Consider the following 25187-nt stretch of genomic DNA (forward strand, 5'->3'; position numbering starts at 1 on the left):
GGTTGCCCGTGCCTTTTGGTTCTACCGGCATAGCCCCCGCTTGGGGCACCAATGAAAGGATCTGACATGAAACGCTTTATGCTCAGCACGGCCCTCGTGGCCTTGACGATGACTCCGGCGCTGGCTCAGACCGCGGGTGATACTGCTGGCGGTACCATGACGGGCACCTCTGCCGGTGTCGGAGCTGCCGGTTCGACCTTCTATCAGGGCGCGGGGATGAACGACATCTTTGCGTCGGACTTCATCGGCAAGTCGGTTTATGTGACTCAGACCGAAGTGCAGGGCACCCGCATGGGCCGCACCGGCGCTGGTATGGGCACCGGAACGGGCGCCGGCGGAATGGGCGCCGATACGGGCATGGCTGCCGACACCGGCACGGGTGCCGGGACCGGAATGGGTGCCACCGGCACTACGGCCACTGATGGAACGACCGCCCTCGGAACCGATACCACCGATCTGACGAACGATCCGGCGGCCGGCACCGCCGCTCCGGGCGCGGCGACCGACACGACCGGCGCGGCCGGGACGGGTGCAGCCGGCACGGGTGATACCGGCGCAGTCGGTACGGGCGCGACCGGCACGGGCGCAGCCGATACCGGGGCGACCGGCGGCATGACCGGCACTGCCGCAGGCGTGCAGGGTGTCCAGGAGGACTGGGAAGACATCGGAACGATCGATGATGTGGTGATGACCCGCGAAGGCGAGATTCAAGCCGTTCTGGTCGATGTCGGTGGTTTCCTCGGCATGGGTGCGCGCACCGTCGCCGTTGACATCGATTCGCTGAACATCGTCGATGATGCGGATGGCAATGACTTCTATGTCGTCTTCACCTCGAGCCGCGAAGAGCTGGAGAACGCTCCGGAATACGACCGCGACGCTGCGAACCAAGGCGCGATGGACGGCACTGCAACCGGTGCGGCCGGAACGGCTGGTGGCGTTCAGGGTCAGGATCAGCCCCTCCAGGGTCAGGCCCAGGGCCAGGGCCAGGGCTGGATGACCCCCGATGAAGGTTACGGGATGGTCGATCGCGCGGCGATCTCGGTCGATGAGCTGACCAACGCCAACCTTTATGACGCCAACAACGACAATGTGGCCAACGTCAGCGACGTTGTCGTCGGCACCGACGGTCAGATCCAGGCGCTTGTGGCGGATGTCGGCGGTTTCCTTGGCATCGGCACCCACACCGTTGCCCTTGACTTCAACGAAGTCGAGATTCACCGCGACGAAGGCGGCATGGGCACCGACCTGCGGGTTTATGTGCCGATGACCCGGGAAGAGCTTGAGGCGATGCCGGAATACCAGCAGAACTGATCTGGCTTCAGCCCATCTGGAAGAGCCCGCCCCTGGCGGGCTCTTTTCGGTTTGGATGGCCCGTGAAGCCAGCGCAGAAACGCGCTCCTGCTCCGGCATCCCGCTGGTGCGTTGCGCAGAAAGAAGGTGCAAATCCTGCCCTTCCGTGCGATGCTGCAGCGCAGAAACTGCGCGGGAGGTGACGGTGACGGGACGAGTTATCACGGTAGCGCAACAGAAGGGCGGATCGGGCAAGACGACGCTCGCCGTAAATCTCGCGGTTGTGCTTTCGGCGCGTGGCTTCCGCGTGGCGGTTCTGGACACCGATCCGCAGGGCAGTCTTGGTCGCTGGTTCATGACGCGGCGTGAACGGCTGGGCGACGCGGGCCTTGCGTTTTCCACGGCTTCGGCCTGGGGCGTTTCCTATGAATGCGACAAGTTGCGGCGCGACGCGGATTTCGTCATCGTTGACACGCCACCCAAGGTGGATGCGGATCTGCGCCCCGCCCTGCGCGAGGCGGATCTGATCCTCGTGCCCGTTGCATCGAGCCATGTCGATCTTTGGGCGACCGAGGGGGTGCTTGATCTTGCACAGCGCGAAAGGCGGCGGGCCAGCGTGATCCTGAACCGGGCCAAGGCCGGCACACGTCTGGGCGAAGAGGTGGCCACGGCAGCTGCGGCGATGGATGCCGAACTTCTGGCGGCGCGGCTTGGCAATCGCATCGTCTATGCCGAGACGTTGGGCATGGGCCTTGGCGCGCTTGAAGGCGCGCGCCCCGGACCTGCGCGCGACGAGGTCAACGCCCTGACCGACGAAGTTCTGGATCTGCTGGGTTATTCCGAGGGATAGGTCAGGATCAGGACGTAACCCGCATAGGCGGCGGCCGCCCCGAACAGGCCGGCCCAAAGCAGCTGACCAGAACTGACTTCGACCAGTGCCCAGGCCGCCGGCACCACAACGGTTGCCCAGCGACGCCAGCGGGGGCGGAAGAACGGATGGCGCGGATCAATCAGTTTCATGGTGCGCCCGTGCCCGGGATTGATCGTGATGTCAATGGTGTCGCTCGCCACTTGCCCAGCCGCATTCTTTGCCCCGTGGCCGTGCCGACCGCCGTCCTGATCGAGGCGCTGTGCCGAGCCGGAACGGCCCCGCGCCGGGGCGGGCGCGGCACAAGGGCGGGAACCGGTGCGTGGGCCAGCTGACCTGCATCCCTGCGACAGGCGGCGGCGATCCTCATCCCGCCACGACCGGCAGGCTCGCCTCGCAACTCGGATCGAAGCCGTAGCTGCGCCCGGGTTTTCGGATCGCTTCCTTGCCGCCGGATCGGACAAACTTGAAGACAGACATCGTGCCGAGCGCACACGTTCCCTGGCGCCATCATCGGCGTGGCAGGCGGACAGAACGGACGTTCTCGGGTTTCATCGCCTCGGGCCGGCGCGGCGGGGATAGGGGCCCTCGCTGTCGGGTTCAGTGTGTCCAGACCATCCGCCGCGAGGTGGCGAAGTTCTCGCCATAGCCATTGGGGCGGATATTCGGGCGGCGCGGTTTGGGCTGAAGCACGGTGTATTCGATCCCGTGTTCCCGCGCATAGGCCTCGGCGGCCTCCTGGGTGGCGAAACGCAGTGTCACCTGCGACTGCGTATCGGTTGAGCTGGTCCAGCCCATGAGCGGATCCACGCCCCGCGGCTTGGCCGGCGAAAATGCCAGAACCCAGGCCTTGTTCTTTGCAGTGCCGGATTGCATCGCGGTCTTTGCGGGTTTGTAGATACGTGCACGCATGGCCCACCTCAGTGTCGAACTTTGCCTTTATCAGGTAAGGGGCGTTCGGGATCAAGCAAGATCGCGCGACAGGCGCCGCTGCGGGTGCGGCGAAGACAAAGAATGACGCCTGTCGGCTTGATCTGGAACAAAGTATGATCATCTTTGTCGCATGCCAGAGGAATCGCCCATGCCCGTCCTGACCGCACCTGCCCGGGTGGCGCCGCCCCGCACAAAGCTGGAAGGCGGCCGCCGCTTCGTTATGAAATCCGACTTCCAGGCCGCGGGGGACCAGCCCACGGCGATTGCCGAACTTTCGGCCGGGATTCTTGCTGGCGAGCAGAATCAGGTTCTGCTGGGGGCAACCGGCACCGGCAAGACCTTCACCATGGCAAAGGTGATCGAGGAAACCCAGCGCCCCGCCATCATCCTTGCGCCGAACAAGACCCTGGCGGCCCAGCTTTACGGCGAGTTCAAGGGGTTCTTTCCCGACAATGCGGTCGAGTATTTCGTCAGCTACTATGACTACTACCAGCCCGAGGCCTATGTGCCGCGCTCGGACACCTATATCGAGAAGGAATCGCAGATCAACGAGCAGATCGACCGGATGCGCCACTCGGCCACCCGGGCCCTGCTGGAGCGGGATGATGTGATCATCGTGGCTTCGGTGTCGTGTATCTATGGTATCGGTTCGGTCGAGACCTATTCGGCCATGACGCAGGATCTGGTCACCGGCGGCACCTATGACCAGCGTCAGGTGATCGCGGAGCTCGTGGCACAGCAGTATCGCCGCAACGACGTGGGTTTTGCGCGCGGTTCGTTCCGGGTGCGGGGCGATGTGGTCGAGCTTTGGCCAGCGCACCTTGATGATCGTGCCTGGCGGCTGTCGTTCTTCGGTGAGGAACTGGAGTCGATCACCGAATTCGACCCGTTGACAGGGCAGAAAACCGACACGTTCGACAAGATCCGGGTTTATGCCAACAGCCACTATGTCACGCCGCGCCCGACGATGCAGCAGGCGATCCAGGGCATCAAGCGCGAGCTACGCCAGCGGCTTGACCAGCTTGTTGCCGAGGGCAAGCTCTTGGAGGCGCAGCGGCTGGAGCAGCGCACGAATTTCGATCTCGAGATGCTGGAGGCCACGGGTGTCTGCAACGGGATCGAGAACTATTCCCGCTACCTGACCGGCCGGGCGCCTGGCGAACCGCCACCGACGCTGTTCGAGTTCATTCCCGACAACGCCATTGTCTTTGCCGACGAATCCCATGTCAGCGTGCCCCAGATCGGCGGCATGTATCGCGGCGACTACCGGCGCAAGTTCACCCTCGCCGAACACGGGTTCCGCCTGCCAAGCTGCATGGACAACCGCCCGCTCAAGTTCGAGGAATGGGACGCGATGCGCCCGCAGTCGGTATTTGTTTCGGCCACCCCCGCGGCATGGGAGCTGGAGCAGGCGGGCGGCGTGTTCACCGAACAGGTGATCCGTCCCACCGGCCTGATCGACCCCGAGGTGGAGATTCGCCCCGTCCACATGCAGGTCGATGATCTTCTTGACGAAATTCGCAGGGTCGCGGCCCGTGGCATGCGCACGCTGGCCACCGTTCTGACCAAGCGTATGGCCGAGGATCTGACGGAATACCTGCACGAACAGGGCATCCGCGTCCGCTACATGCACAGCGACATCGACACGATCGAGCGGATCGAGATCCTGCGCGATCTGCGGCTTGGGGCCTTCGATGTATTGGTGGGCATCAACCTGCTGCGCGAGGGGCTGGATATTCCCGAATGCGGTCTGGTGGCCATTCTTGACGCCGACAAGGAGGGCTTCCTGCGCTCCGAGACCTCGCTGATCCAGACGATCGGCCGCGCCGCCCGGAACGCCGAGGGCAAGGTGATCATGTATGCCGACCGCATGACCGGCAGCATGGAACGTGCCATCGCCGAAACGAACCGGCGCCGCGAAAAGCAGATTGCCTACAACGTTGAACATGGCATCACGCCGCAGACCGTCCGCAAGAACGTCGAGGATGTGCTGGCGGGCCTGTGGCAGGGCGACACCGATCAGGCCCGCGTCACCGCAAAGGTGGACAAGCCGCTCGTCGGATCGAACCTTGCCGCGCATCTTGACGCCCTGCGGCTTCAGATGCGCAAGGCGGCCGAGAATCTGGAGTTCGAGGAAGCCGCGCGCCTGCGCGATGAGGTCAAGCGACTGGAAGCGGTCGAGCTTGCGGTTGCCGATGATCCCCTTGGCCGGCAATCGGCAGTGGATGAGGCAGTCGAAACGGCGCTGGCAGGCACGGGACGTTCGACAGCGGGACGCGCCGGCCAGCGCGGTGGCAACAAACGGCGTCGCTGACCGCGCGCCCGGGCGGCCAGAGGCCCCGGGGGATCAGGTCGCCCTGCCGTCAGGTTCATCGGCCAGAGCCGGACCGGCATCGTCACATGATCCACATCCACGCTCCGAGCGCGGCGGGTGATTGCGCCCGTCGTTCCGGGTCAAGCCGGATACCGGCGTCACGACGGGCCCGGGTCTCTCGAGATCCTGTTCGGGGACTGCCGGCGCACGCCCGGTTACGGCATGTTGCCGGCTGCCCGGCCCAGGTTGATGCAGTGTTGCAGGTTCAGCAGGTTCCGGCCCTAGCGGAAGCGGGCGGGGGACAATGCCGCGACCATGTCCGCGCCAAGCTCGCTCGTCCGCCCCGCGATCAGATCCGCGGCAAGCCGGCTTGCTGCAGGTGACGTCTGCATCCCGTAGCCGCCCTGACCGGCCAACCAGAAGAAGGCGGGCTGGGCGGCATCAAAGCCGATGACCAGCGTCCGGTCGGGTGCAAAGGTGCGCAGTCCGGCCCAACTGCTGTCAAGGCGGGTTACCGGCTCGGTCACCATTTCCTCGTAACGGGCAAGGCCCTCGGCAAGCACCATGTCGTCGGGCCAGGCGTCATGCGGTTCTGCAGGGTCTTCCTCGGCCGGAGAGACAAGAAGCTTGCCCGCATCGGGTTTGGCGTACCAGCCTTCGCCGGCGCCGAAGATCATCGGCCAATGCCGCAGGTCATGCCCTCCCGGGGCGGGGATCCGGGCCATGGAGCGACGCAACGGGGTGAAGCCCAGGGGAGCCACGCCGGCCATCGTGGCGATCCGGTCCACCCAGGCGCCTGCCGCATTGATCAGAACGCGGCCTTCGTGCATGCCTTCGGGGGTTTCAACCTCCCAGCCGTTTCTGGTGCGCGTGATCCCGATCGCAGGTGCTCGGGTCAGGATCCGGGCGCCCCGGGCCCGCGCCTCACGCGCGAAACCCTGCAGAAGAAGGTCGGTGTCGATGTCCCAGGCCGCGTCATGATGCGCGGCAAAGGCCACGGTTTCGGGGTTCAGTACCGGGACAAGGGCGTGGGCTTCCTCGAACGTCATCTCGTTCAGGGACATGGCCGCAACGTCCTGCCGATAGGCATCGCGCTGATCGGCGCGGGCCAGCACCATCAGTCCGCGCGGCGAGAGCACACCTGCGGCACGATGGTGGTCATAGCTTGCAACGTTCAGGGCCACGGTGGGGGGCAGCCCATAGGCGGCCTCATAGAGCGCGGCCGATCGTCCCGAAGCGTGATATCCAAGCGCCTCTTCCGCCTCAAGCAGGGTGACGGACCCCAGTTCGGACAATCGTGCCGCTGCGGAAAGCCCGGCGATGCCGCCGCCGATGATGATGAAATCGCCTGTCATTCGGAAACCGATCTTCGCTGCTCATGCTGTCCTGCAAGCTTGGCCAGGATCGGACGGGGTGCAAGCGAAAAGGCTGTGCCGGCACCCCGAGAAAAGGAAGCCCGCGGTGCGGGCTTCCCAATGCCTTACTGCGGGATATCGCCCTGGATCCCCTCGACATAGAAGTTCATGCCAAGCAGTGTCTCGTCATCGGCAACCTCACCCTCGGCAAGCCATTCGGTGCCGTCCTGATAGTTCAGCGGCCCGGTGAAGGGATGGTATTCGCCGGCGGCGATCGCGGCGATCATGGCCTCGGCCTCGGCGCGCACGTCCTCGGGCACCCGGTCGGTGATCGGGGTCAGCTCGACCATGCCTTCGGGGATGCCGTGCCATATGTTCTGGCTTTCCCAGGTGCCGTCAAGCACCGCCTGCACCCGCTCGATGTAATAGGGCGCCCAGTTGTCGATGATCGCGGTCAACTGCGCGTTCGGGCCGAAGTTCGACATGTCGGAAGCCTGGCCGAAGGCAAAGATCCCGGCCTCTTCGGCAATGGTCATCGGCGCGGTGGAATCGGTGTGCTGCATGATCACGTCGACGCCCTGTTCGATCAGCGCGTTGGCAGCGTCAGCCTCTTTCGCCGGATCGAACCAGCTATAGACCCAGACCACCCGGAACTCGACGTCGGGGTTCGCCTTCTTGGCGTGGATATAAGCCGAGTTGATGCCCTGGATCACCTCGGGGATCGGGTAGGAGCCGATATAGCCGATACGGTTCGTCTCGGTCATCTTGCCGGCGATATGGCCGATCACGGCCCGCCCTTCATAGAAGCGCGCGTTGTAGGCGGCCACGTTGTCGGCCGTCTTGTAACCGGTGGCGTGTTCGAACTTCACATCAGGAAAGCGCGCCGCCACGTTGATCGTGGGATCCATGAAGCCGAAGGAGGTGGTGAAGATCAGATCATGCCCCGAAAGCGCCATCTGCGTCAGAACCCGTTCGGCATCCGCGCCTTCCGGCACGCTTTCGACATAGGTGGTTTCCACCGCGTCGCCGAAATGCTCCTCGACGGCAAGGCGGCCGACATTGTGCTCATGCGACCAGCCGAAGTCGCCGATCGGACCCACATAGATGAAGCCGACCTTGAGCGGATCGTCCTGCGCCTGGGCCGCGCCTGCGGCAAGGCCCAGAACCATCGCGGCACTTGCGAGATAGTGTCTGAGTTTCATGCGTATCTCCCTCGGAGTATTGGGGCCCTGGGCCCGGATGACCGCCGCTATTGTGCGGCGTGAAAGGTTTTGCCAAGCGAGGCCGGCGCATTCAGCGATGCACGGCCGCGCCCGGAGGATATGACGACCAGAACCAGAATCGTGATGATGTAGGGGCTCATTGACAGGTATTCGACCGGGATCTTCACGCCCGCTGCCTGAAGGTTCAGCTGCAGCACGGCGATGCCGCCGAACAGATAGGCGCCAAGCAGAACCCGCCAGGGCCGCCAACTGGCAAAGACGACGATCGCCAGCGCGATCCAGCCGGCCCCGGCTGTCATGCCCTCGGTCCACTGCGGCACGCGGATAAGCGAAAGATAGGCGCCGCCCAGTCCTGCGCAGGCGCCTCCGAACATGATGGCAAGGATGCGGATGCGCACCACCTTGTATCCCAGCGCATGGGCTGCATCATGGCTTTCGCCGACAGCGCGCAGGATCAGTCCGGCGCGGCTGTATTTCAGCATTGCCCAGACCCCTGCCACCAGAAGGATCGACAGATAGACGATCACGTCGTGGCGAAAGAGCACGCGCCCGACCACCGGCAGATCCGACAGCCACGGGATTGGCATCCGGCCCAGCGCGGGCGGGCGCACACCGATATAACCCTGTCCGATCAGCGCCGAGAGGCCCAGCCCGAACAGCGTCAGCGCAAGGCCGGTCGCCACCTGATTGGCCAGCAACACCTGCGTCAGCACCCCGAAGATCAGCGACAATGCTGCCGCCCCGAGCGCCGCGGCCACAAAGCCCGCCACAGGGCTGCCGGTTTCCACGGCAATCGCAAAGCCGCAGATCGCCCCGGTGATCATCATCCCCTCGACACCGAGGTTCAGCACGCCGGCTTTTTCAACCACCAACTCGCCGATCGCGGCGAGCATGATCGGGGTCGCCGCCACCATAAGCGAGGCAAGCAACACCAGAACGTTGATCGACCCCAGATCCATCAGGCCACCTCTGCCCGGCCGAACCGGATGCGATAGTTGGAAAGCATGTCCACCGCGAGAAGGAAGAACAGAAGCATCCCCTGAAACGCCTGGATCGCCGCCGAGGGGATGCCCAGCATGAACTGGGCGAGTTCGCCCCCGATATAGGTCAGTGCCATCAATAGCCCCGCCAGCAGGATGCCCACGGGATGCAACCGGCCCAGGAAGGCCACGATGATTGCGGTGAAGCCGTAGCCGGAATTGAAGTCGATCGTGATCTGGCCAGCGGGGCCGGCAACCTCGAACAGGCCCGCCATGCCGGCCAGCGCGCCGGAAATGCCAAGGCAGATCAGCACCAGCCGCGCCGTGTTGACGCCTGCAAATCGGGCCGCACGCGGCGCCTGACCTGCCAGACGGATCTGAAAGCCCAGCATGTGCCGCTGCAGAAGGATGTAGGCAAGGATCACGGCGATGAAGGCCGCGACCACCCCCCAGTGCATTCCTGTCCCGGCGATCAGCTCGGGGTTCGAGGCGGCCGGATATTGCGACAGGTTGCGCGAGCCCGGAAAGCCGCCGCCCTGCGGGTTGCGCATCCGTCCCAGCGCCATCGCCGCCAGAAGCGACTGCGCCACATAGACCAGCAGCAGCGACACCAGAATCTCATTCGTGTTGAACCGGGTCTTGAGGATCGCAGGGATCATCGCCCAGGCCCAGCCGCCGAAGGCCCCCGCAAGCACCATCAGCGGGAAGATGTACCAGCCCGCCGCAGGATAGAAGGCAAGGGCCACGCCCGCGCCGCAAAGCGCGCCCAGAATGTATTGCCCTTCGGCACCGATGTTCCAGATCCCGGCGCGAAAGCCCAGCGACAGGCCCACCGCAATCAGCACCAGCGGCCCCGCCTTCACCAGAAGCTGCGGACGCGAATAGCTGGCGAAGGTGGGATCGAACAGCGGAGCGTAGAAGATCGTGCGGATCGCAGCGACCGGATCCTTGCCAAGCAGCGCGAACATCATGCCCCCGGCAAGCATGGTCAGCACCACCGCCAGCACAGGCGTCGTCGCTGTCCAGAACCGGGACGGTGTGGCGCGTTTTTCCAGCCGGATCATGCCACGCCCTCAGACATGCGCAACTTCCATGTCATGTGCTCCGCCCATCATCAGGCCGATCTCCTCCATCGTCAGGCCCCGGGTGGGGCGGGGGGCGCTCAGCCGGCCCTCGTTCAGTGCGGCGAAGCGGTCCGCGATTTCCATCAACTCGTCCAGGTCCTGGCTGATGACCACCACTGCCGCGCCGCCCGCCGCAAGGTCCAGCAGCGCCTGCCGGATCGCGGAAGCCGCCGCGGCATCCACGCCCCATGTGGGTTGATTGACCACCAGAACCTCGGGCTGTTGCAGGATCTCGCGGCCGATCACGAATTTCTGCAGATTGCCCCCTGAAAGCGCACGTGCCGCCACGCCGGGCCCCGGCGTGCGCACATCAAAGGCCGCAATGATCCGTTCCGCAAAACTGCGGCTTTTGCCCCAGTTCAGGAAGCCGCGGCTTTGCAGCCCCTGCCGTCGCGCCGCCGTCAGAACAGCGTTCTCGGTCAGGCTCATGTCCGGGGCGGCGGCGTGACCCAGCCGTTCCTCGGGGGCCGACAGCACCGCAAGCGCGCGGCGTTCGGTGGGCCCCAGCCGTCCGATCGGGCGGCCCTTGAGCCGCACCGCGTCGCCCACGCCCCGTGCCTCGCCCGAGAGGGCGGCCAGAAGCTCGTCCTGGCCATTGCCGGCGACGCCCCCAATCCCCAGGATCTCGCCTGCGCGAACCGTGAAGCTGATATCCTTCAGAACGGTGCCGAAGGCGCGCGCGGGCGGAAGGGTAAGATGCGTTACCTCGAGCAGGGGGGCGCCCGGCTCGGCCGGCTGGCGCTTGGGTGTCTGCAGGGCGGTGCCCACCATCATCTCGGCCATGGCGCGGGCCGACACACTGCGTGGATCGCAGCGCCCGACCACCTTGCCCAACCGCAGGATCGTGGCCGCATCGCAGAGGCTGCGGATTTCCTCGAGCTTGTGCGAGATGTAAAGGATCGCCGTGCCTTCCGTCGAAAGCTTGCGTAGCGTCTGAAACAGGATCTCGACTTCCTGCGGGGTGAGGACGCTGGTCGGTTCGTCCATGATCAGAAGCTTGGGGTCCTGCAGCAGGCAGCGGATGATTTCGACCCGCTGCCGTTCTCCCGCCGAAAGGTCGCCCACCAGCCGCGTCGGATCAAGCGGCAGCCCGTAGGTTTCCGAAACCTCGCGGATGCGCCGCGCAAGCTGGCGCTGCGGGGGCGGATCCTCCATGCCCAGCGCGACGTTTTCGGCGACGTTCAGCGCCTCGAAAAGCGAAAAGTGCTGAAAGACCATTGCCACCCCTGCGGCGCGCGCTGCATGGGGGCTTTCCGGGCCATAGGGCATCCCGCGCAGCGCCATGCGGCCGGCATCCGGGCGCACGAGGCCGTAGATCATCTTGACCAGCGTGGATTTTCCGGCGCCGTTCTCGCCCAGAAGCGCGTGGATTTCTCCGGGCTGGATGGCAAAGGATACGTCGTCATTGGCGACAACGCCCGGATAGACCTTGGTCAGTCCCTCGATGCTCAGAAGCGGTTCTGTCACCCGGTGCGTTCCCTTGTGGCGGATGTGGCGTGTCGCGGCGTTAGTAGCGCGGCAGCAACCCCCACGGCAATGGCCTGCGGGTGCTTTCCGAGGGCCGGATCGCCTATCGGGCAGGCAATGCGCATAATTGAGGCATCGGCATGTCCCAGACTCGCCAACCGGTTGCGGAAGCGGGCCCATTTCGTCGCAGATCCGATCAGCCCGGCCCCCTTGAACCCGTGCACCAGGAGCCGGTGGCACAGATCGAGGTCAAGTGCGTGCGAATAGGTCAGGATCAGATGCTCGGCGTCAAGGGGGGCCTCGGCCACCAGATCACCGGGATTGGGCGCGATGCGGGCGGTCACCCCCGCGGGAACCGGAGGAAAGCGATCGGCCGCTGTATCGATCCAGGTGATCGCCACATCGGGAAGGGGTGTCAGCACCGTCACAAGCGCGCGCCCCACATGGCCCGCGCCCCAGATCCAGATCCTCCGCGTCGGGCGGGCGACCGGTTCGATCACCCAGCCCTGGACCAGCCGTGCCGAAGGGGCGTTGCCACCGCGGGCAGCCGCGATCAGCTTGCGCACCGCAAGCGGCGGGGCGGCGCCGGTCGCTGCATCCTGTCCCGCAGCACGCCCCGCCACCGGCCGCGCGATCACCGGCGGTTCGCCGAGTGCGGCCAGTTGTTCCGCATCCCAACGTTCCGACACAAGCGTGACCGCCCCGCCGCAGCACTGGCCCAGCCCCGGGCCAAGCGGGACACGATCCAGCCGCAGCGGCGTCGCGCTGGCCAGCATCGCGCGGGCGCGCCCGACGGCCTCGTATTCCAAGGCGCCGCCGCCGATGGTGCCGTCCTGTCCCCGCGCCCAGACGACGACGGCCGCCCCTGCCTCGCGCGGGGCCGAGCCTGCCACCTCGGCCAGAACCACCCGGACGACGGGGCCGTGCTGCGCGACCAGCGCCTGAAGGGCATGGATGTCAAAGCTCATGGCGCGGCCCGGTTTCGCACCGCCCAGAGCAGCCGCTCGGCCGTGGCGGGGGCATCGAGGGCGGGATAGTCCGGCCCGCAGGCCGCCACCGCGGCCGACAGCGCCATCAGTACCGAGATACCATGCATGAACGGCGGCTCCCCCACGGCCTTGGATCTGTAGATCGTGTCGGCGCGGTTCGGCCCGTTCCACAGTGCCACATTGAAGATGCGGGGTCGGTCACCGCAGGCCGGGATCTTGTAGGTCGAGGGCGCATGGGTGCGCAGCCGGCCCTTGTCGTCCCAGACCAGTTCCTCGGTCGTGAGCCATCCTGCCCCCTGGACAAAGCCGCCCTCGACCTGGCCCTTGTCCAGCGCGGGGTTCAGGCTGGCGCCTGCGTCATGCAGGATGTCGGTCCGCAGGATGCGGTTTTCGCCGGTCAGCGTGTCAAGCACGACCTCGCTGACGGCCGCGCCGTAGGCGAAGTAGAAGAACGGCCGCCCCTCGCCGCGGATGCGGTCCCAGTTGAGGCCGGGCGTCTGGTAGAACCCCGTGGCCGACAGGCTGATCCGTTGGGTATAGGCGCGGTGCACCACCTCCTCAAAGGCATAGTCGGCGCCGCCCACCTGCACGCGGTCATCGGCAAAGCGCACATCCCCCGGCGCGCATTGATGTTCCTGCGCCAGCATCTCGGCCAGCCGCGTGCGGATGGTGTCGACCGCCGCCTTGACGGCCATCCCGTTCAGGTCCGACCCCGAGGAGGCCGCCGTGGCCGAGGTGTTGGGCACCTTTCCCGTGTCCGTCGCGGTGATCCGCACGCGCGACACGTCGACGCCGAACCCGGCCGCCGCGACCTGCGCGACCTTCTGGAACAGGCCCTGGCCCATCTCTGTCCCGCCGTGGTTCAGGTGGATCGACCCGTCCTGATAGACATGCACCAAGGCCCCCGCCTGATTGAGATGCGAAAGCGTGAAGGAAATCCCGAACTTCACCGGCGTCAGGGCGATGCCCTTTTTCAGCACGGGGTTTGCTGCGTTCCATTCGGCAATGGCCCTGCGTCGGGCATGGTAGTCCGAGGTTTCCGCCAGACGCGCCGCCAGATCGCCAATGATGCTGTCGGTCACCTGCATGCCATAGGGCGTGCTCTGGCTGCCATCCGGGGCGTAGAAGTTGGCTTGCCGCACCTCCAGCGGGTCACGGCCCAGGCTGTGGGCGATGTGATCCATCACCCGTTCGACAGCCACGATCCCCTGCGGCCCGCCAAAGCCGCGGAAGGCGGTGGCGCTTTGGGTGTTGGTGCGCAGGCGGTGGCTTTCAATCCGGACATGGGGCAGGAAATAGGCGTTGTCGGCATGCAGCATCGCCCGGTCGGCCACCGGCAGCGACAGGTCCATCGCCCAACCGCAGCGGACAAGGTGCAGGAACTCGATCCCCTGCACGCACCCCTGATCGTCGAACCCCACGCGGTAGCTGATGCGGAAATCGTGGCGCTTGCCGGTGATGACCATGTCGTCGTCGCGGTCATAGCGCATCTTGCAGGGCCGCCCCGTCAGGCGCGCGGCCACCGCGCAGGCGACGGCGAGCGCATTGCCCTGGCTTTCCTTTCCGCCAAAGCCGCCGCCCATCCGCCGCACCTCGACCCGGACGCCCGACATCGGCAGGCCCAGCGCCTCGGCCACCTTGTGCTGGATCTCGGTCGGATGCTGGGTCGAGGAATGGACGACGGTATCGCCGTTTTCCTGGGGCAGGGCAAAGGCCGCCTGACCTTCAAGATAGAAATGCTCCTGCCCGCCGATCTCCATCGTGCCCTCGATCACGCGCGGCGCGGCGGCGATGGCCGCGGCGGCATCGCCCCGGGACCAGATGCGGGGGCCGTCCTCGAACCGGCTGTCGGCGGCAAGCGCCTGGTCGATGGTCAGAAGGGCCGGCAGCTCCTGATAAGTGATCCGGCCCAGCCGCGCGGCCTTGCGGGCGGCCAGATGGCTTTCGGCAACGACCAGAAAGATCGGCTGGCCCAGATAATGCGCAATACCATCGGCCAGCAGGGGTTCGTCATGCGCTCCGGGGGAGACATCGTTGGCGAAGGGCAGATCCTCTGCCGTCAGCACCGCAACCACGCCGTGCGCGGCGCGAACGGCATCCAGATCCATACCGGTGATGCGGCCATGCGCGATGCCGGAAAGGCCAAAGGCCAGATGCAGCGTCCCGGCGGGCGCCGGAATGTCGTCGACATAGCGCGCCTGCCCGGTCACATGCAAAAGCGCCGCGTCATGCGGCAGGGGTTTCGCGACGCTCATGCGTCCACCTCCAGCACCGGCCGGGGTTGCAGGAAACAGCGCATCAGCATGGCTTTTGCGGCCTCCATCCGATAGGCGGCGCTGGCGCGCATGTCCGACATCGGGGTGAAATCCCGTTCCAGCGCGGTCTGGGCGGCGGAAATCGTGGCCTCGGACCACGGCTGGCCGATCAGCGCCGCCTCGGTCGCAGCGGCGCGCTTCGGGATGCCGGCCATGCCGCCGAACGCAATACGGGCGGCCGTGACGACCCCGTTCGCGACCGTCACGTTGAAGCAGCCGCAGACGGCCGAGATATCCTGGTCGAACCGCTTGGACAGCTTGTAGCAGGCCAGCCGGTCCGGCTGACGCGGGATCGTCACCGCCTCGACGAATTCGCCGGGCTGGCGGTCCTGCTTGCGATAGTCGAGGAAAAATTCCTCCAGCGGCAGCGACCGGCGCTCGTCCCCCCGCCGCAGATGCAGCACCGCCCCCAGCGCGATCAGTGCCGGCGGGCTGTCCCCGATGGGGGAGCCGTTCGCGATGTTGCCGCCGATCGTCGCCGCATTGCGCACCTGCACCGACCCATAGCGGCGGATCAGTTCCGCAAAGCCGCCGAAATGCGGCGAGATCACCCGCCCGAGCTCGGAAATCGTCACGCAGGCGCCGATCCGGATCGCATCCTCCGTCACCGCCACCCCGCGCAGATCGCGCACGCCGTTCAGGAAGGCGACCGGCGCGAGGTCGCGCAACTCCTTTGTTACCCAAAGGCCCACGTCGGTGGCGCCGGCGATCAGCGTCGCCTCGGGGTGCGCCAGATACCAGTCCGCCAGTTCATCGGCGCTTTCGGGGCGGAAGGGCAGGGGCGCCACATCGGGCAGCGGATCGTCGAGCCATCCGGGGACGGGCGCATCGGCTGCCGCCTCGGCGGCGCGGATGATGGGCGCATAGCCGGTGCAGCGGCACAGGTTTCCGGCAAGCTGATCATCGAAATCCTGCCGCCCCAGCTTGTGCGCGACCGCCATCGACACGACAAATCCCGGCGTGCAGAACCCGCACTGGCTACCGTGATGGGCGATCATCGCCTCTTGCACGGGGTGAAGCTGACCTTCGGGACCGGTGATCCCTTCGACCGTGCGGACGGCCTTGCCGTGCAACTGCGGCAGCAGCAGGATGCAGGCGTTGAGGGTTTTTGCCCCGTCCTCATCTGTCACCATGACCGTGCAGGCGCCGCAATCGCCTTCGTTGCAGCCTTCCTTGGTGCCGGTCAGGCGGCGTTCCTCGCGCAGCCAGTCCAGCAGCGCGCGCGTGGGGGCGCCGCTCGGAATGCGAACTGGCGTCCCGTTCAGAAGAAACGCGATCTGCGTCATGTGAAAACCTGCCGCTTTCTGTGGCCTTCGGGCCGTGGCCCCCCGCCCGATGCGGCGTAAAGCGGGGATGCGCCCATTGCTGTCAGCAAAGCCGCGCCTGCGCCCTTTGGCAAGCCTTTTCGCCGCTTTCGCCTTCCGGGGCCAGGCGATAAGCTGACCGGCATGACAGCCCCCCGATTCATCCATCTTCGTGTGCATACGGAATACTCGCTTCTGGAAGGCGCGGTTCCGGTCAAGAAGCTCGTCAAGCTGTGCGAGGCGCAGGGGATGCCTGCCGTCGCAGTGACGGATACGAACAACCTGTTCGCGGCACTCGAATTTTCAGTGATTGCCAGCGGCGCGGGGGTGCAGCCCATCATCGGCTGTCAGGTGGCGGTGGACTATGACCCGGCCCAGCCCGGCGAGCGGCCGCGCCCGCCCGCGCCGGTCGTGCTGCTGGCGCAGTCCGAACAGGGCTACATGAATCTGATGAAGCTGAACTCCTGCCTCTATCTTGATGCGGGCGGGCAGCTTCCGGCGGTGACGGTGGATGAGCTTGCGCAATATTCCCAGGGGCTGATCTGCCTGACCGGTGGCCCGGATGGTCCGATAGGGCGGCAGCTGCAGGCGGGGCAGACGGCCAAGGCGCAGGCGCTGATGGAGCGGCTGGCCGCGATCTACCGCGACCGGCTTTATGTCGAGCTTCAGCGCCACCCCGGCGAAGGCGGGCAGACGCCTGACGCCGAACGCGCGACCGAACAGGGGTTTGTGGAAATGGCCTATGCCATGGACCTGCCGCTGGTCGCCACCAACGACGTCTATTTCCCCAAGCCCGAGATGTATGAGGCGCATGACGCGCTGATCTGCATCGCCGATGGCGCCTATGTCGATCAGCAGGAACCGCGCCGCCGCCTGACGCCGCAGCATTATTTCAAGACGGCCGAGGAAATGGTGGCGCTCTTCGCCGACCTGCCGGAAGCCATCGAGAACACGGTCGAAATCGCCCGCCGCTGCGCCTTCAAGGCCTATAAGCGTGATCCGATCCTGCCGAAATTCGCCGATGACGAGGTCGAGGAACTGCGCCGGCAGGCAAAGGAGGGGCTTGCCGCACGGCTGGCCGTCATCCCCCATGCTGCGCCGGTGGAGGATTACGAAAAGCGGCTGGAATTCGAACTTGGCATCATCGAGGGGATGGGCTTTCCGGGCTACTTCCTGATCGTTGCCGACTTCATCAAATGGGCCAAGGAACAGGACATTCCCGTCGGCCCGGGCCGGGGTTCCGGGGCGGGCAGCCTTGTCGCCTATGCCCTGACGATCACCGACCTTGATCCCTTGCGCTACAGCCTGCTCTTTGAACGCTTCCTGAATCCGGAACGGGTGTCGATGCCCGACTTCGACATCGACTTCTGCATGGACCGGCGGGAAGAGGTCATCAACTACGTCCAGCAACGCTATGGGCGCGAAAAGGTGGGCCAGATCATCACCTTCGGCGCGCTTCTGTCCAAGGCAGCGGTGCGCGACGTGGGCCGGGTGCTGCAGATGCCCTACGGGCAGGTGGACCGCCTGTCCAAGATGATCCCGGTCGAAGGGGTCAAGCCGGTCTCGATCGAAAAGGCGCTGGCCGATGAACCCCGCCTGCGCGAGGCCGCCAAGGCCGAAGAGGTCGTGCAACGCCTGCTGACCTATGGCCAGCAGATCGAGGGGCTGTTGCGCAACGCCTCGACCCACGCCGCGGGCGTCGTCATCGGTGACCGGCCGCTGGATGAACTGGTGCCGCTTTACCAGGACCCACGGTCGGACATGCCCGCCACCCAGTTCAACATGAAATGGGTCGAGGCCGCGGGGCTGGTCAAGTTCGACTTCCTCGGCCTCAAGACGCTGACGGTGATCCAGAACGCGGTCGATCTGCTGAAACTGCGGGGGGTCGAGGTCGATATCTCGATGATCCCGCTGGACGACGCCCCGACCTATGACCTTTACGCCAGTGCCAGGACCGTGGCGGTGTTTCAGGTCGAAAGCTCCGGCATGATGGACGCGCTGCGGCGGATGAAGCCCACCTGCATCGAGGATATCGTGGCGCTTGTGGCGCTGTATCGTCCCGGCCCGATGGAAAACATCCCGACCTATTGCGAGGTCAAGAACGGCTTGCGCGAACGGGAATCCGTGCATCCGCTCATCGACCATATCCTTGAGGAAACGCAGGGCATCATCGTCTATCAGGAACAGGTGATGCAGATCGCGCAGGTCATGGCGGGCTACAGTCTCGGCGGCGCCGACCTTCTGCGCCGCGCCATGGGCAAGAAGATCAAGGAGGCGATGGACGCCGAACGGCCCAAGTTCGTGAACGGCGCCAAGGCCAACGGGGTGGAGGCGAAAAAGGCGTCCGAGGTCTTTGACTTGCTGGAGAAATTCGCCAACTACGGCTTCAACAAGTCCCACGCCGCCGCCTATGCGGTGGTGAGCTATCAGACAGCCTGGCTCAAGGCCAATCACCCGGTGGAGTTCATGGCCGCGGTGATGAACTGCGATATCCACCTGACCGACAAGCTGAACGTCTATAAACGCGAGGTTGACCGGCTGGGAATCGAGACGATCCCGCCCTGCGTCAACCGTTCGCAGGCGATGTTCAGCGTGAAGGAGGGGCGCGTGGTCTATGCGCTGGGCGCGCTCAAGAACGTCGGTGTCGATGCGATGCGCCTGATCGTCGAAGGACGGGGCGACAAGCCCTTCGCGACGCTCTTTGACCTTGCGCGGCGGGTCGATCTGAAGCGCGTCGGCAAGCGCCCGATGGAAATGCTGGCCCGGGCCGGAGCCTTTGACGTGCTGGACCGAAACCGCAAGCGCGTGTTTGACAGTCTGGACGCGCTTTGTGCCTATTCCGCCGCGGTGCACGAGGCGCGGGCCTCGGCGCAGGTGTCGCTGTTCGGCGAGGCGGGCGAGGATCTGCCCGAGCCGCGTCTGCCCAATGGTGACGACTGGCTGCCGATCGAGCGGTTGGCACAGGAACATCAGGCGATTGGCTTCTACCTCTCCGGTCACCCTCTGGACGATTACATCGCGCCCCTGAAGCGCAAGGGTGTCCTGACCCTGGACGAAATCGCGCACAAGGCGCAGGGCGGGCCGGTGGTGGCCAAGCTGGCGGGCTCGGTCTCGTCCCGCCAGGAGCGCAAATCGGCGCGCGGCAACCGCTTTGCCTTCGTCCAGCTGTCCGATCCGACCGGCCTTTACGAGGTGACGGTATTCTCCGACACGCTCGAGGCCGCGCGGCAGTATCTCGAACCGGGGCAGAATGTCGTGCTGACGGTCGAGGCGACGATGGAGGGTGACACGCTCAAGCTGCTGGCGCGGGCCGCACAGCCGATTGACGGGGTGGTTGCGGATGCGGGCAGCAGCGGGCTGCGCATCCATCTGGAAAACGAAGGCGCGGTGGGCTCGATCGCCGCCTTGCTGTCCAAACTGGCGGGCGAGGGCGGGCGCAGCCGCGGGCTCATCACCTTCTGCGTCGCCGATCGGGCGACGGGGCGCGAATATGACCTGACCTTGCCCGATCCGCTGCCGGTCAATCCGCAGATCAAGGGCGCGATCAAGTCGATGGGCGGCGTCGCGTTGGTCGAGGAGCTTTAGCGCACCCGATGCGCGAAAAGCTGCGCAATCAGCACCGACAACAGGATGCGCAACACATGATGGGTGGTGACATAGATCACGCTGACCTGCAGTGACAGCGCGACCAGCGACATCTCGGCCACGCCGCCGGGGGCAAATGCCAGAAAGACGGTGCCGGTTTTTTCGCCCACGGCGGAATGCAGGGCCAAGGCGAACAGGAACCCGATGCAGAGCGTCATGACCGCGTTCAGCAGCGCCAGCCGGAAGGCCTTGCCGAACGTCCCGCGCGGCAGGCCAAGAAAGCGCACGCCAAGGCTGACGCCAACGATCAGCTGCGTCAGCGCGATCATCCAGCCGGGTGGCACCGCATGGGTCAGCCCGGCAAGATGGGCAAGACCGCTGAAGATGATCGGCCCGGTGATGGCACCGCCCGGCAGGCGCAGCCAGTTGCCGACGAAGTAACCCACCACCCCCGCTGCCACCAGAAGCGCGACATCGGACAGTGAAAGCCCCGCCGCCCCGTTGGTCAGCTGCGCGCCCGAGGCGCTGCCCACGGCCGCGCCGGTCAGGATCGTGAAAATCAAGGGCACCAGCACGATCGAGAGGATCAGCCGCAGGAACTGCAGCATGGTCAGCATCTGCATGTCGGCGCCGGCATCCTCGCCCATGGCGATCGCCTCGATCAGCCCGCCCGGCACCGCGGCATAGAAGGACGTCTGTGGCGAAAGCCCACCGACCTGCAGAAACAGCTGATAGCTGCACCAGTGCGCGACCGGGATGAACACCACCAGCCCCAGAACCGAGGGCCACCATCCACCGACCCCGGCCAGAAGGTCGGGGGTGAAGGTGCCGCCGATTGCCACGCCGATGATCGGAATGAACCACATCCGCAGCTTTTGCGGCATCCCCGGGCTCCGCCCGAAGGGCCGCGCGCCCGAGGCGGCGATGCCAGCCACCGCCAGCAGCGATCCGAGCAGGAACGGAAGGGGAAGGCGGAGGCCCCATGCGACAAGGGCGCCGACAGCACCGATGGCACAGGTCAGGATCACTGTCGTCAGGGGAACGCCGAACAGGCTCAGGCGCAGGTTGGGCATCGGGCCGCCATCCTGATGAAACTTGATCCGTCTTGTCAGGATGTCGCAGCAAGGGCAAGGGCATGCGCGTCCTTTTTCCCGCCATTGGCCGGGGTGACGGGGCGGGACCAGGACGGCATGAGGTCAGCCGGCGACACGGACGGTGCCTCCGACCGCGTTGTCTCTTACCAGTGCGGCGGGCGCTGATCGGCCAGCGGGACGGTGCCGCCGGTATCCATTTCGCGCTCGGCCTCGCGCTCCAGGAGTAGCGTGACGCGGCGGTTCAGGCGCTCCAGCTCCTGCGATTGGGCGGCAACGACATCGGAAAGATCTTCGATCATCCGGGTCAGATGGGCGATCTGTTCTTCGGCTTCAGTCAGTCTTTCGGTCATCGGCTTCTCCTGATGCTGGCCCCGCCTTGCCCCGAGGTTCCCCATCCGCTAGACGGTCGGCAACCAACCCAGCCGAGGACAGGCAGATGGCCAAGGACAAATCCACCCGCAGACCGAAGGCGGAAACGCCCAAGGGCTTTCGCGACTATTTCGGCGCGGACGTGACCGAACGCAAGGCCATGCTGGACCGGATTGCCGAGGTCTATCATCTCTACGGCTTCGATCCGCTGGAAACGAGTGCGGTTGAAACGGTCGAGGCGCTGGGGAAATTCCTGCCCGACGTGGATCGCCCGAACGAAGGTGTCTTTGCCTGGCAAGAGGACAGCGACTGGCTTGCCCTGCGCTATGACCTGACGGCGCCCTTGGCGCGGGTGGCGGCGCAGTATCGCAACGACCTGCCCAGCCCCTATCGCCGCTATGCGATGGGCCCGGTCTGGCGGAACGAGAAGCCGGGGCCGGGGCGGTTCCGGCAGTTCTATCAATGCGATGCCGACACGGTCGGCGCGCCCTCGGTCGCGGCGGATGCCGAAATCTGCGCCATGCTCGCCGACACGCTGGAGGCCGTGGGCATTCCGCGCGGCGACTACATTATCAGGGTGAACAACCGCAAGGTGCTGAACGGGGTGATGGAGGTTGCGGGTATCCTCGATCCGAATGACCCTGAGAAATTCGCTGCCGAGCGCGGCATCGTCCTGCGGGCCATCGACAAGCTGGACCGGCTGGGCGAGGACGGCGTGCGCGCGCTGCTGGGCGCGGGCCGCAAGGATGAAAGCGGCGATTTCACCAAGGGCGCGGGGTTGTCGGATGCGCAGGCCGAAGTCGTGATGCTCTTTGTAAATGCGCCTTCTGAAATCCAGCGAAGACTTCAGGATGTTGCCCTTGTTGAGGTTTCGTCAGAGCACCTACCTTGGGACGCGTATGAGGCTCTCGGCGCATCGTCCGCAGCAGGCGCAAACTCATTGCCAAACTCAGCAAGCGTGACGAGGAACGAGTTCACCTGCCGCTATCTCCGGGAGATCGTGCAACAATCGGTGACGGGCATAGAGGGTGTCGACGAACTCGAAATGATCTCTGAACTACTCGACCGCCAAGGTTACGACGCGAGAAAGGTCCGAATCGACCCTTCCGTCGTTCGCGGCCTCGGCTATTACACCGGGCCGGTGTTCGAGGCCGAACTGACCTTCGAGATCCTTGACGAAAAGGGGCGCCCGCGCCAGTTCGGCTCGGTCGCCGGGGGCGGGCGCTATGACGATCTGGTCAAGCGGTTCACCGGGCAGGCGGTGCCCGCGACGGGCGTCAGCATCGGGGTGGACCGGCTGCTGGCCGCGCTGCGTGAAAAGCGGAAACAGGCCGGCACCGAAAGGAAGGAGTCCGGCCCCGTCATCGTGACCGTCATGGACCGCGACCGCATGGCAGAATATCAGGCCATGGTGGGCGAATTGCGCGCCGCCGGCATCCGGGCCGAGGTCTATCTGGGCAACCCCAAGAACTTTGGCAACCAGTTGAAATATGCCGACAAGCGCAACTCGCCCGTTGCCATCATCCAGGGCGGGGACGAGGCCGCGAAGGGCGTGGTCCAGATCAAGGACCTGATCCTTGGCGCCAGAATCGCCTCCGAGGCGAGCCTTGAGGAGTGGAAATCGCAGCCCGCGCAGTTCGAGGCCCCGCGCGCCGATCTGGTCGCGGCCGTCCGTCGCATTCTGGAGGGCTGACGCCATGTCGCCCGTTCAGGCAAGCCTTGCCAAGGCGCGTGTCCGTGCCGAGGCCGAGGCGCTTCTTGCCGCCTTCCGGGGTGCCGGGGCCGAACCGGTCGAGGCCGATATCCTGCAACCGGCAGAAACCTTGCTTGATCTTTACGGCGAGGACATTCGCAGCCGTGCCTATGTCACCAGCGATCCGCTGCGCGGCGAGATGATGCTGCGCCCGGATTTCACCGTGCCGGTGGTGCAGATGCACATGGCCGAAGGCGCCGATCCGGCGCGCTACTGCTATCTGGGCGAAGTGTTCCGCAAGCAGGAGCACCGTGGCACGCGCCCCGCCGAGTTCCTGCAGGTGGGCTATGAGGTCTTTGACCGTGCCGCGCCTTCGGCCGCGGATGCCGAGGTGTTTGCGCTTTTCTCGGATCTGCTTGCCCCGCTGGGGCTGCGTGCTTCGACCGGGGACATCGGCATCCTGATGGCTGCGGTCGAAGGGCTGCGCACCTCTGCCCCGCGCAAGGCCGCGCTGATGCGCCACATCTGGCGGCCCCGCCGGTTCCGCACGCTGCTGGACCGGTTTGGCGGCCGGGTTCCCTTGCCCGAGGCGCGGGCACGAATGCTTGCCCATGTCGGCAGCGCCCCGGTCGAGGTTCTGCTGGATCAGGCTGGCCCCTTCATCGGCCTGCGCAGCGCAGGCGAGATCTCGGCCCGTGTGGCCCAGCTTCTGGACGACGCGTTGACGCCTCCGCTGGCGCAGGGCGAGGTCGATCTGCTTGATGATCTTCTGGATCTCCGCGACAGGTCGCCCGCCGCGCTGGAACGGCTGCGCGACCTTGCCGTGGACATGCCAAGCCTCTCGCCGGCGGTCGAGCGGATGGAGATGCGCCTTGCCGCGCTTGATGCGCGCGGGGTTGATGTGGACGAGCTTGATTTCGAGGCGAGCTATGGCCGCACCACGCTGGAGTATTACGACGGCTTCGTCTTTGGCTTCTACGCCGAGACCCGGCCCGATCTGCCGCCGGTTGCAACGGGCGGACGCTATGATGCGCTGACCCGGGTGCTGGGGCAGGGGCGGTCGATCCCCGCCGTGGGCGGCATCATCCGTCCGGCCATCACGGCCATGCTGAGGGAAAACGGATGCTGAAGCTTGGCGTGCCGTCCAAGGGACGGTTGATGGAAAAGACCTTCGAATGGTTCGGCGCGCGGGGCATCGAGATGCGGCGGGCGGGGTCCGAGCGCGAATATTCCGGCGCGGTCGACGGGGTGGAGGGTGTGGAGCTTGTGCTGCTTTCCGCCGGTGAGATCCCCCGCGAATTGGCAGCCGGGCGGATCCACCTGGGGGTGACCGGCTCGGACCTCGTTCGCGAAAAGCTGGCGGATTGGCCCGAACAGGTGGCCGAACTTGCGGCGATGGGCTTTGGCCATGCCGATCTCATCATCGCCGTGCCGACGGCCTGGATCGATGTCGAAACGCTGGATGATCTTGATGCCGCCGCTGCGGCCTTCCGGGCGCAGCACGGCTTCCGGCTGCGGATCGCCACCAAGTATCACCGGCTGGTGCGGGAGTACCTGCGCGACAACGGCGTTGCGGATTATCAGCTTGTCGACAGCCAAGGCGCGACGGAGGGGACGGTGAAGAACCTCACCGCCGAGGCGATCGCCGACATCACCTCGACTGGAGAGACGTTGCGCGCGAACCACCTGAAAATCCTGCAAGCTGCGCCGGTGCACCGTTCGCAGGCGATGCTGTTCGCCGCGCGTGCTGCAAGCTGGGATGGCGCACCCCTGATCGCGCTGGAGGAGGTTCTGGCCAAGCTGGGTCTTCCCCTCCCACAGGGGTTCGAGCCCGAGGCCTGATCCGTAGAGGCGATGTTGCGCAAGGCGTGTGCGGTGCGCGATGATCACCAATCCGACGAAAGAAGGCCTGCCCTTGTCGGCAGGGATTGAAGAGCGCGGGCTCGGGCATGCTTCGGCCGCAGGTCCGGGCGCGTGGATTCGTGATCTGAAAGCACGCGCGGCAAGAGTTCAGTAACCACGCCTGTTGCCTGCGCGAAAAACCTGACGCTATCCCGTCCTGATGGCGCTCCGCCCAAGCGGGGGGGGGTATGAGGTTCCTGCCCGGCAAGGGTCATCGGCCGGACGTTTCGTCCCGAGAGCATGCTGCCACTGCTCAATGCGGAAACAGCATCGTTTTCTATCGGTGCGGTTCGTCCCGATCCCTTGCCGAGCGAATGGCTGCGCCGGCGGTTGCGCAGGTTCCCGCACTCGATCGCAATGACCAAGAGATACCGGCGCCATG

At 65.6% G+C, this 25187-nt stretch carries 19 protein-coding genes; 7 read left to right on the forward strand and 12 right to left on the reverse strand.

Translation table 11 applies throughout. The features are described 5' to 3' along the window. The first annotated feature begins 66 nt into the window (after positions 1-66). A complete protein-coding gene (locus ACFQXB_RS14225) occupies positions 67-1311 on the forward strand; it encodes a PRC-barrel domain-containing protein (RefSeq protein ID WP_377405117.1) in 1245 nt (414 codons plus the stop codon). Positions 1312-1495: 184 nt separating this feature from the next. Further along, entirely contained in the window at positions 1496-2140 is a 645-nt protein-coding gene (gene parA / locus ACFQXB_RS14230) for a ParA family partition ATPase (RefSeq protein WP_377405121.1), read from the forward strand. Here the strand turns inward: parA and ACFQXB_RS14235 are convergent. Then, positions 2125-2310, reverse strand: coding sequence for a hypothetical protein (locus ACFQXB_RS14235; protein ID WP_377405124.1), 186 nt, complete (start codon positions 2308-2310; stop codon positions 2125-2127). The genes parA and ACFQXB_RS14235 overlap by 16 nt on opposite strands. A gap of 448 nt (positions 2311-2758) precedes the next feature. Continuing rightward, entirely contained in the window at positions 2759-3070 is a 312-nt protein-coding gene (locus tag ACFQXB_RS14240; protein ID WP_377405127.1) for an ETC complex I subunit, read from the reverse strand. Positions 3071-3239: 169 nt separating this feature from the next. On the opposite strand from ACFQXB_RS14240, the gene uvrB reads away from it, so the two are divergent. After that, positions 3240-5405 (forward strand): excinuclease ABC subunit UvrB, encoded by a 2166-nt coding sequence (gene uvrB, locus ACFQXB_RS14245; protein ID WP_377405130.1) that lies wholly within the window; start codon positions 3240-3242, stop codon positions 5403-5405. 281 nt (positions 5406-5686) lie between these two features. Here the strand turns inward: uvrB and ACFQXB_RS14250 are convergent, their stop codons facing one another. The 8 genes from ACFQXB_RS14250 to ACFQXB_RS14285 all read right to left on the reverse strand — a co-directional run bounded on the left by ACFQXB_RS14250 (position 5687) and on the right by ACFQXB_RS14285 (position 16144). Next, positions 5687-6760: an NAD(P)/FAD-dependent oxidoreductase gene (locus ACFQXB_RS14250; RefSeq protein WP_377405132.1), complete on the reverse strand. Its 1074-nt coding sequence runs from the start codon at positions 6758-6760 to the stop codon at positions 5687-5689. A gap of 125 nt (positions 6761-6885) precedes the next feature. After that, positions 6886-7962 (reverse strand): BMP family ABC transporter substrate-binding protein, encoded by a 1077-nt coding sequence (locus ACFQXB_RS14255; RefSeq protein WP_377405135.1) that lies wholly within the window; start codon positions 7960-7962, stop codon positions 6886-6888. 47 nt (positions 7963-8009) lie between these two features. Further along, positions 8010-8942 (reverse strand): ABC transporter permease, encoded by a 933-nt coding sequence (locus ACFQXB_RS14260; RefSeq protein WP_377405138.1) that lies wholly within the window; start codon positions 8940-8942, stop codon positions 8010-8012. Then, positions 8942-10027 carry an ABC transporter permease gene (locus ACFQXB_RS14265; RefSeq protein ID WP_377405141.1) on the reverse strand — a complete coding sequence of 362 codons (1086 nt, stop codon included), beginning with the start codon at positions 10025-10027 and terminating at the stop codon, positions 8942-8944. The genes ACFQXB_RS14260 and ACFQXB_RS14265 overlap by 1 nt, the downstream gene beginning before the upstream one ends. 9 nt (positions 10028-10036) lie before the next feature. Then, positions 10037-11554 carry an ABC transporter ATP-binding protein gene (locus tag ACFQXB_RS14270; protein WP_377405144.1) on the reverse strand — a complete coding sequence of 506 codons (1518 nt, stop codon included), beginning with the start codon at positions 11552-11554 and terminating at the stop codon, positions 10037-10039. Next, positions 11551-12522, reverse strand: a complete 972-nt coding sequence (xdhC, locus tag ACFQXB_RS14275; RefSeq protein ID WP_377405147.1) for a xanthine dehydrogenase accessory protein XdhC — start codon at positions 12520-12522, stop codon at positions 11551-11553. The genes ACFQXB_RS14270 and xdhC overlap by 4 nt, the downstream gene beginning before the upstream one ends. Next, positions 12519-14798, reverse strand: a complete 2280-nt coding sequence (xdhB, locus tag ACFQXB_RS14280; protein ID WP_377405150.1) for a xanthine dehydrogenase molybdopterin binding subunit — start codon at positions 14796-14798, stop codon at positions 12519-12521. The genes xdhC and xdhB overlap by 4 nt, the downstream gene beginning before the upstream one ends. Continuing rightward, positions 14795-16144: a xanthine dehydrogenase small subunit gene (locus ACFQXB_RS14285; protein ID WP_377405153.1), complete on the reverse strand. Its 1350-nt coding sequence runs from the start codon at positions 16142-16144 to the stop codon at positions 14795-14797. The genes xdhB and ACFQXB_RS14285 overlap by 4 nt, the downstream gene beginning before the upstream one ends. A 162-nt stretch (positions 16145-16306) precedes the next feature. Here ACFQXB_RS14285 and dnaE point away from each other — a divergent pair, with 162 nt between their 5' ends. After that, positions 16307-19747 carry a DNA polymerase III subunit alpha gene (dnaE, locus tag ACFQXB_RS14290; RefSeq protein WP_377405156.1) on the forward strand — a complete coding sequence of 1147 codons (3441 nt, stop codon included), beginning with the start codon at positions 16307-16309 and terminating at the stop codon, positions 19745-19747. Here the strand turns inward: dnaE and ACFQXB_RS14295 are convergent. Both ACFQXB_RS14295 and ACFQXB_RS14300 read right to left on the reverse strand, forming a co-directional pair. Next, positions 19744-20820, reverse strand: coding sequence for an AbrB family transcriptional regulator (locus ACFQXB_RS14295; protein WP_377405159.1), 1077 nt, complete (start codon positions 20818-20820; stop codon positions 19744-19746). The two genes, dnaE and ACFQXB_RS14295, sit on opposite strands and share 4 nt — an antisense overlap. Positions 20821-20984: 164 nt before the next feature. Next, on the reverse strand, positions 20985-21191 hold the full coding sequence (locus ACFQXB_RS14300; protein WP_377405162.1) for a SlyX family protein: 207 nt from the start codon (positions 21189-21191) through the stop codon (positions 20985-20987). 86 nt (positions 21192-21277) lie between these two features. Here ACFQXB_RS14300 and hisS point away from each other — a divergent pair, with 86 nt between their 5' ends. From hisS to hisG, 3 genes are read left to right on the forward strand one after another with little or no spacing between them, the layout of a single operon-like run. Further along, the gene (hisS, locus tag ACFQXB_RS14305; RefSeq protein ID WP_377405165.1) at positions 21278-22903 is read left to right on the forward strand and encodes a histidine--tRNA ligase; all 1626 of its coding nucleotides are present in this window, start codon (positions 21278-21280) and stop codon (positions 22901-22903) included. A gap of 4 nt (positions 22904-22907) precedes the next feature. Next, complete coding sequence (locus ACFQXB_RS14310) at positions 22908-24032, forward strand: ATP phosphoribosyltransferase regulatory subunit (protein ID WP_377405168.1); 1125 nt, start codon at positions 22908-22910, stop codon at positions 24030-24032. Continuing rightward, the gene (hisG, locus tag ACFQXB_RS14315; RefSeq protein WP_377405170.1) at positions 24026-24745 is read left to right on the forward strand and encodes an ATP phosphoribosyltransferase; all 720 of its coding nucleotides are present in this window, start codon (positions 24026-24028) and stop codon (positions 24743-24745) included. The genes ACFQXB_RS14310 and hisG overlap by 7 nt, the downstream gene beginning before the upstream one ends. Positions 24746-25187: the final 442 nt, after the last annotated feature.

This window comes from Halodurantibacterium daqingense (assembly GCF_042666235.1).
Taxonomy (GTDB): Bacteria; Pseudomonadota; Alphaproteobacteria; order Rhodobacterales; family Rhodobacteraceae; genus Halodurantibacterium; species Halodurantibacterium daqingensis.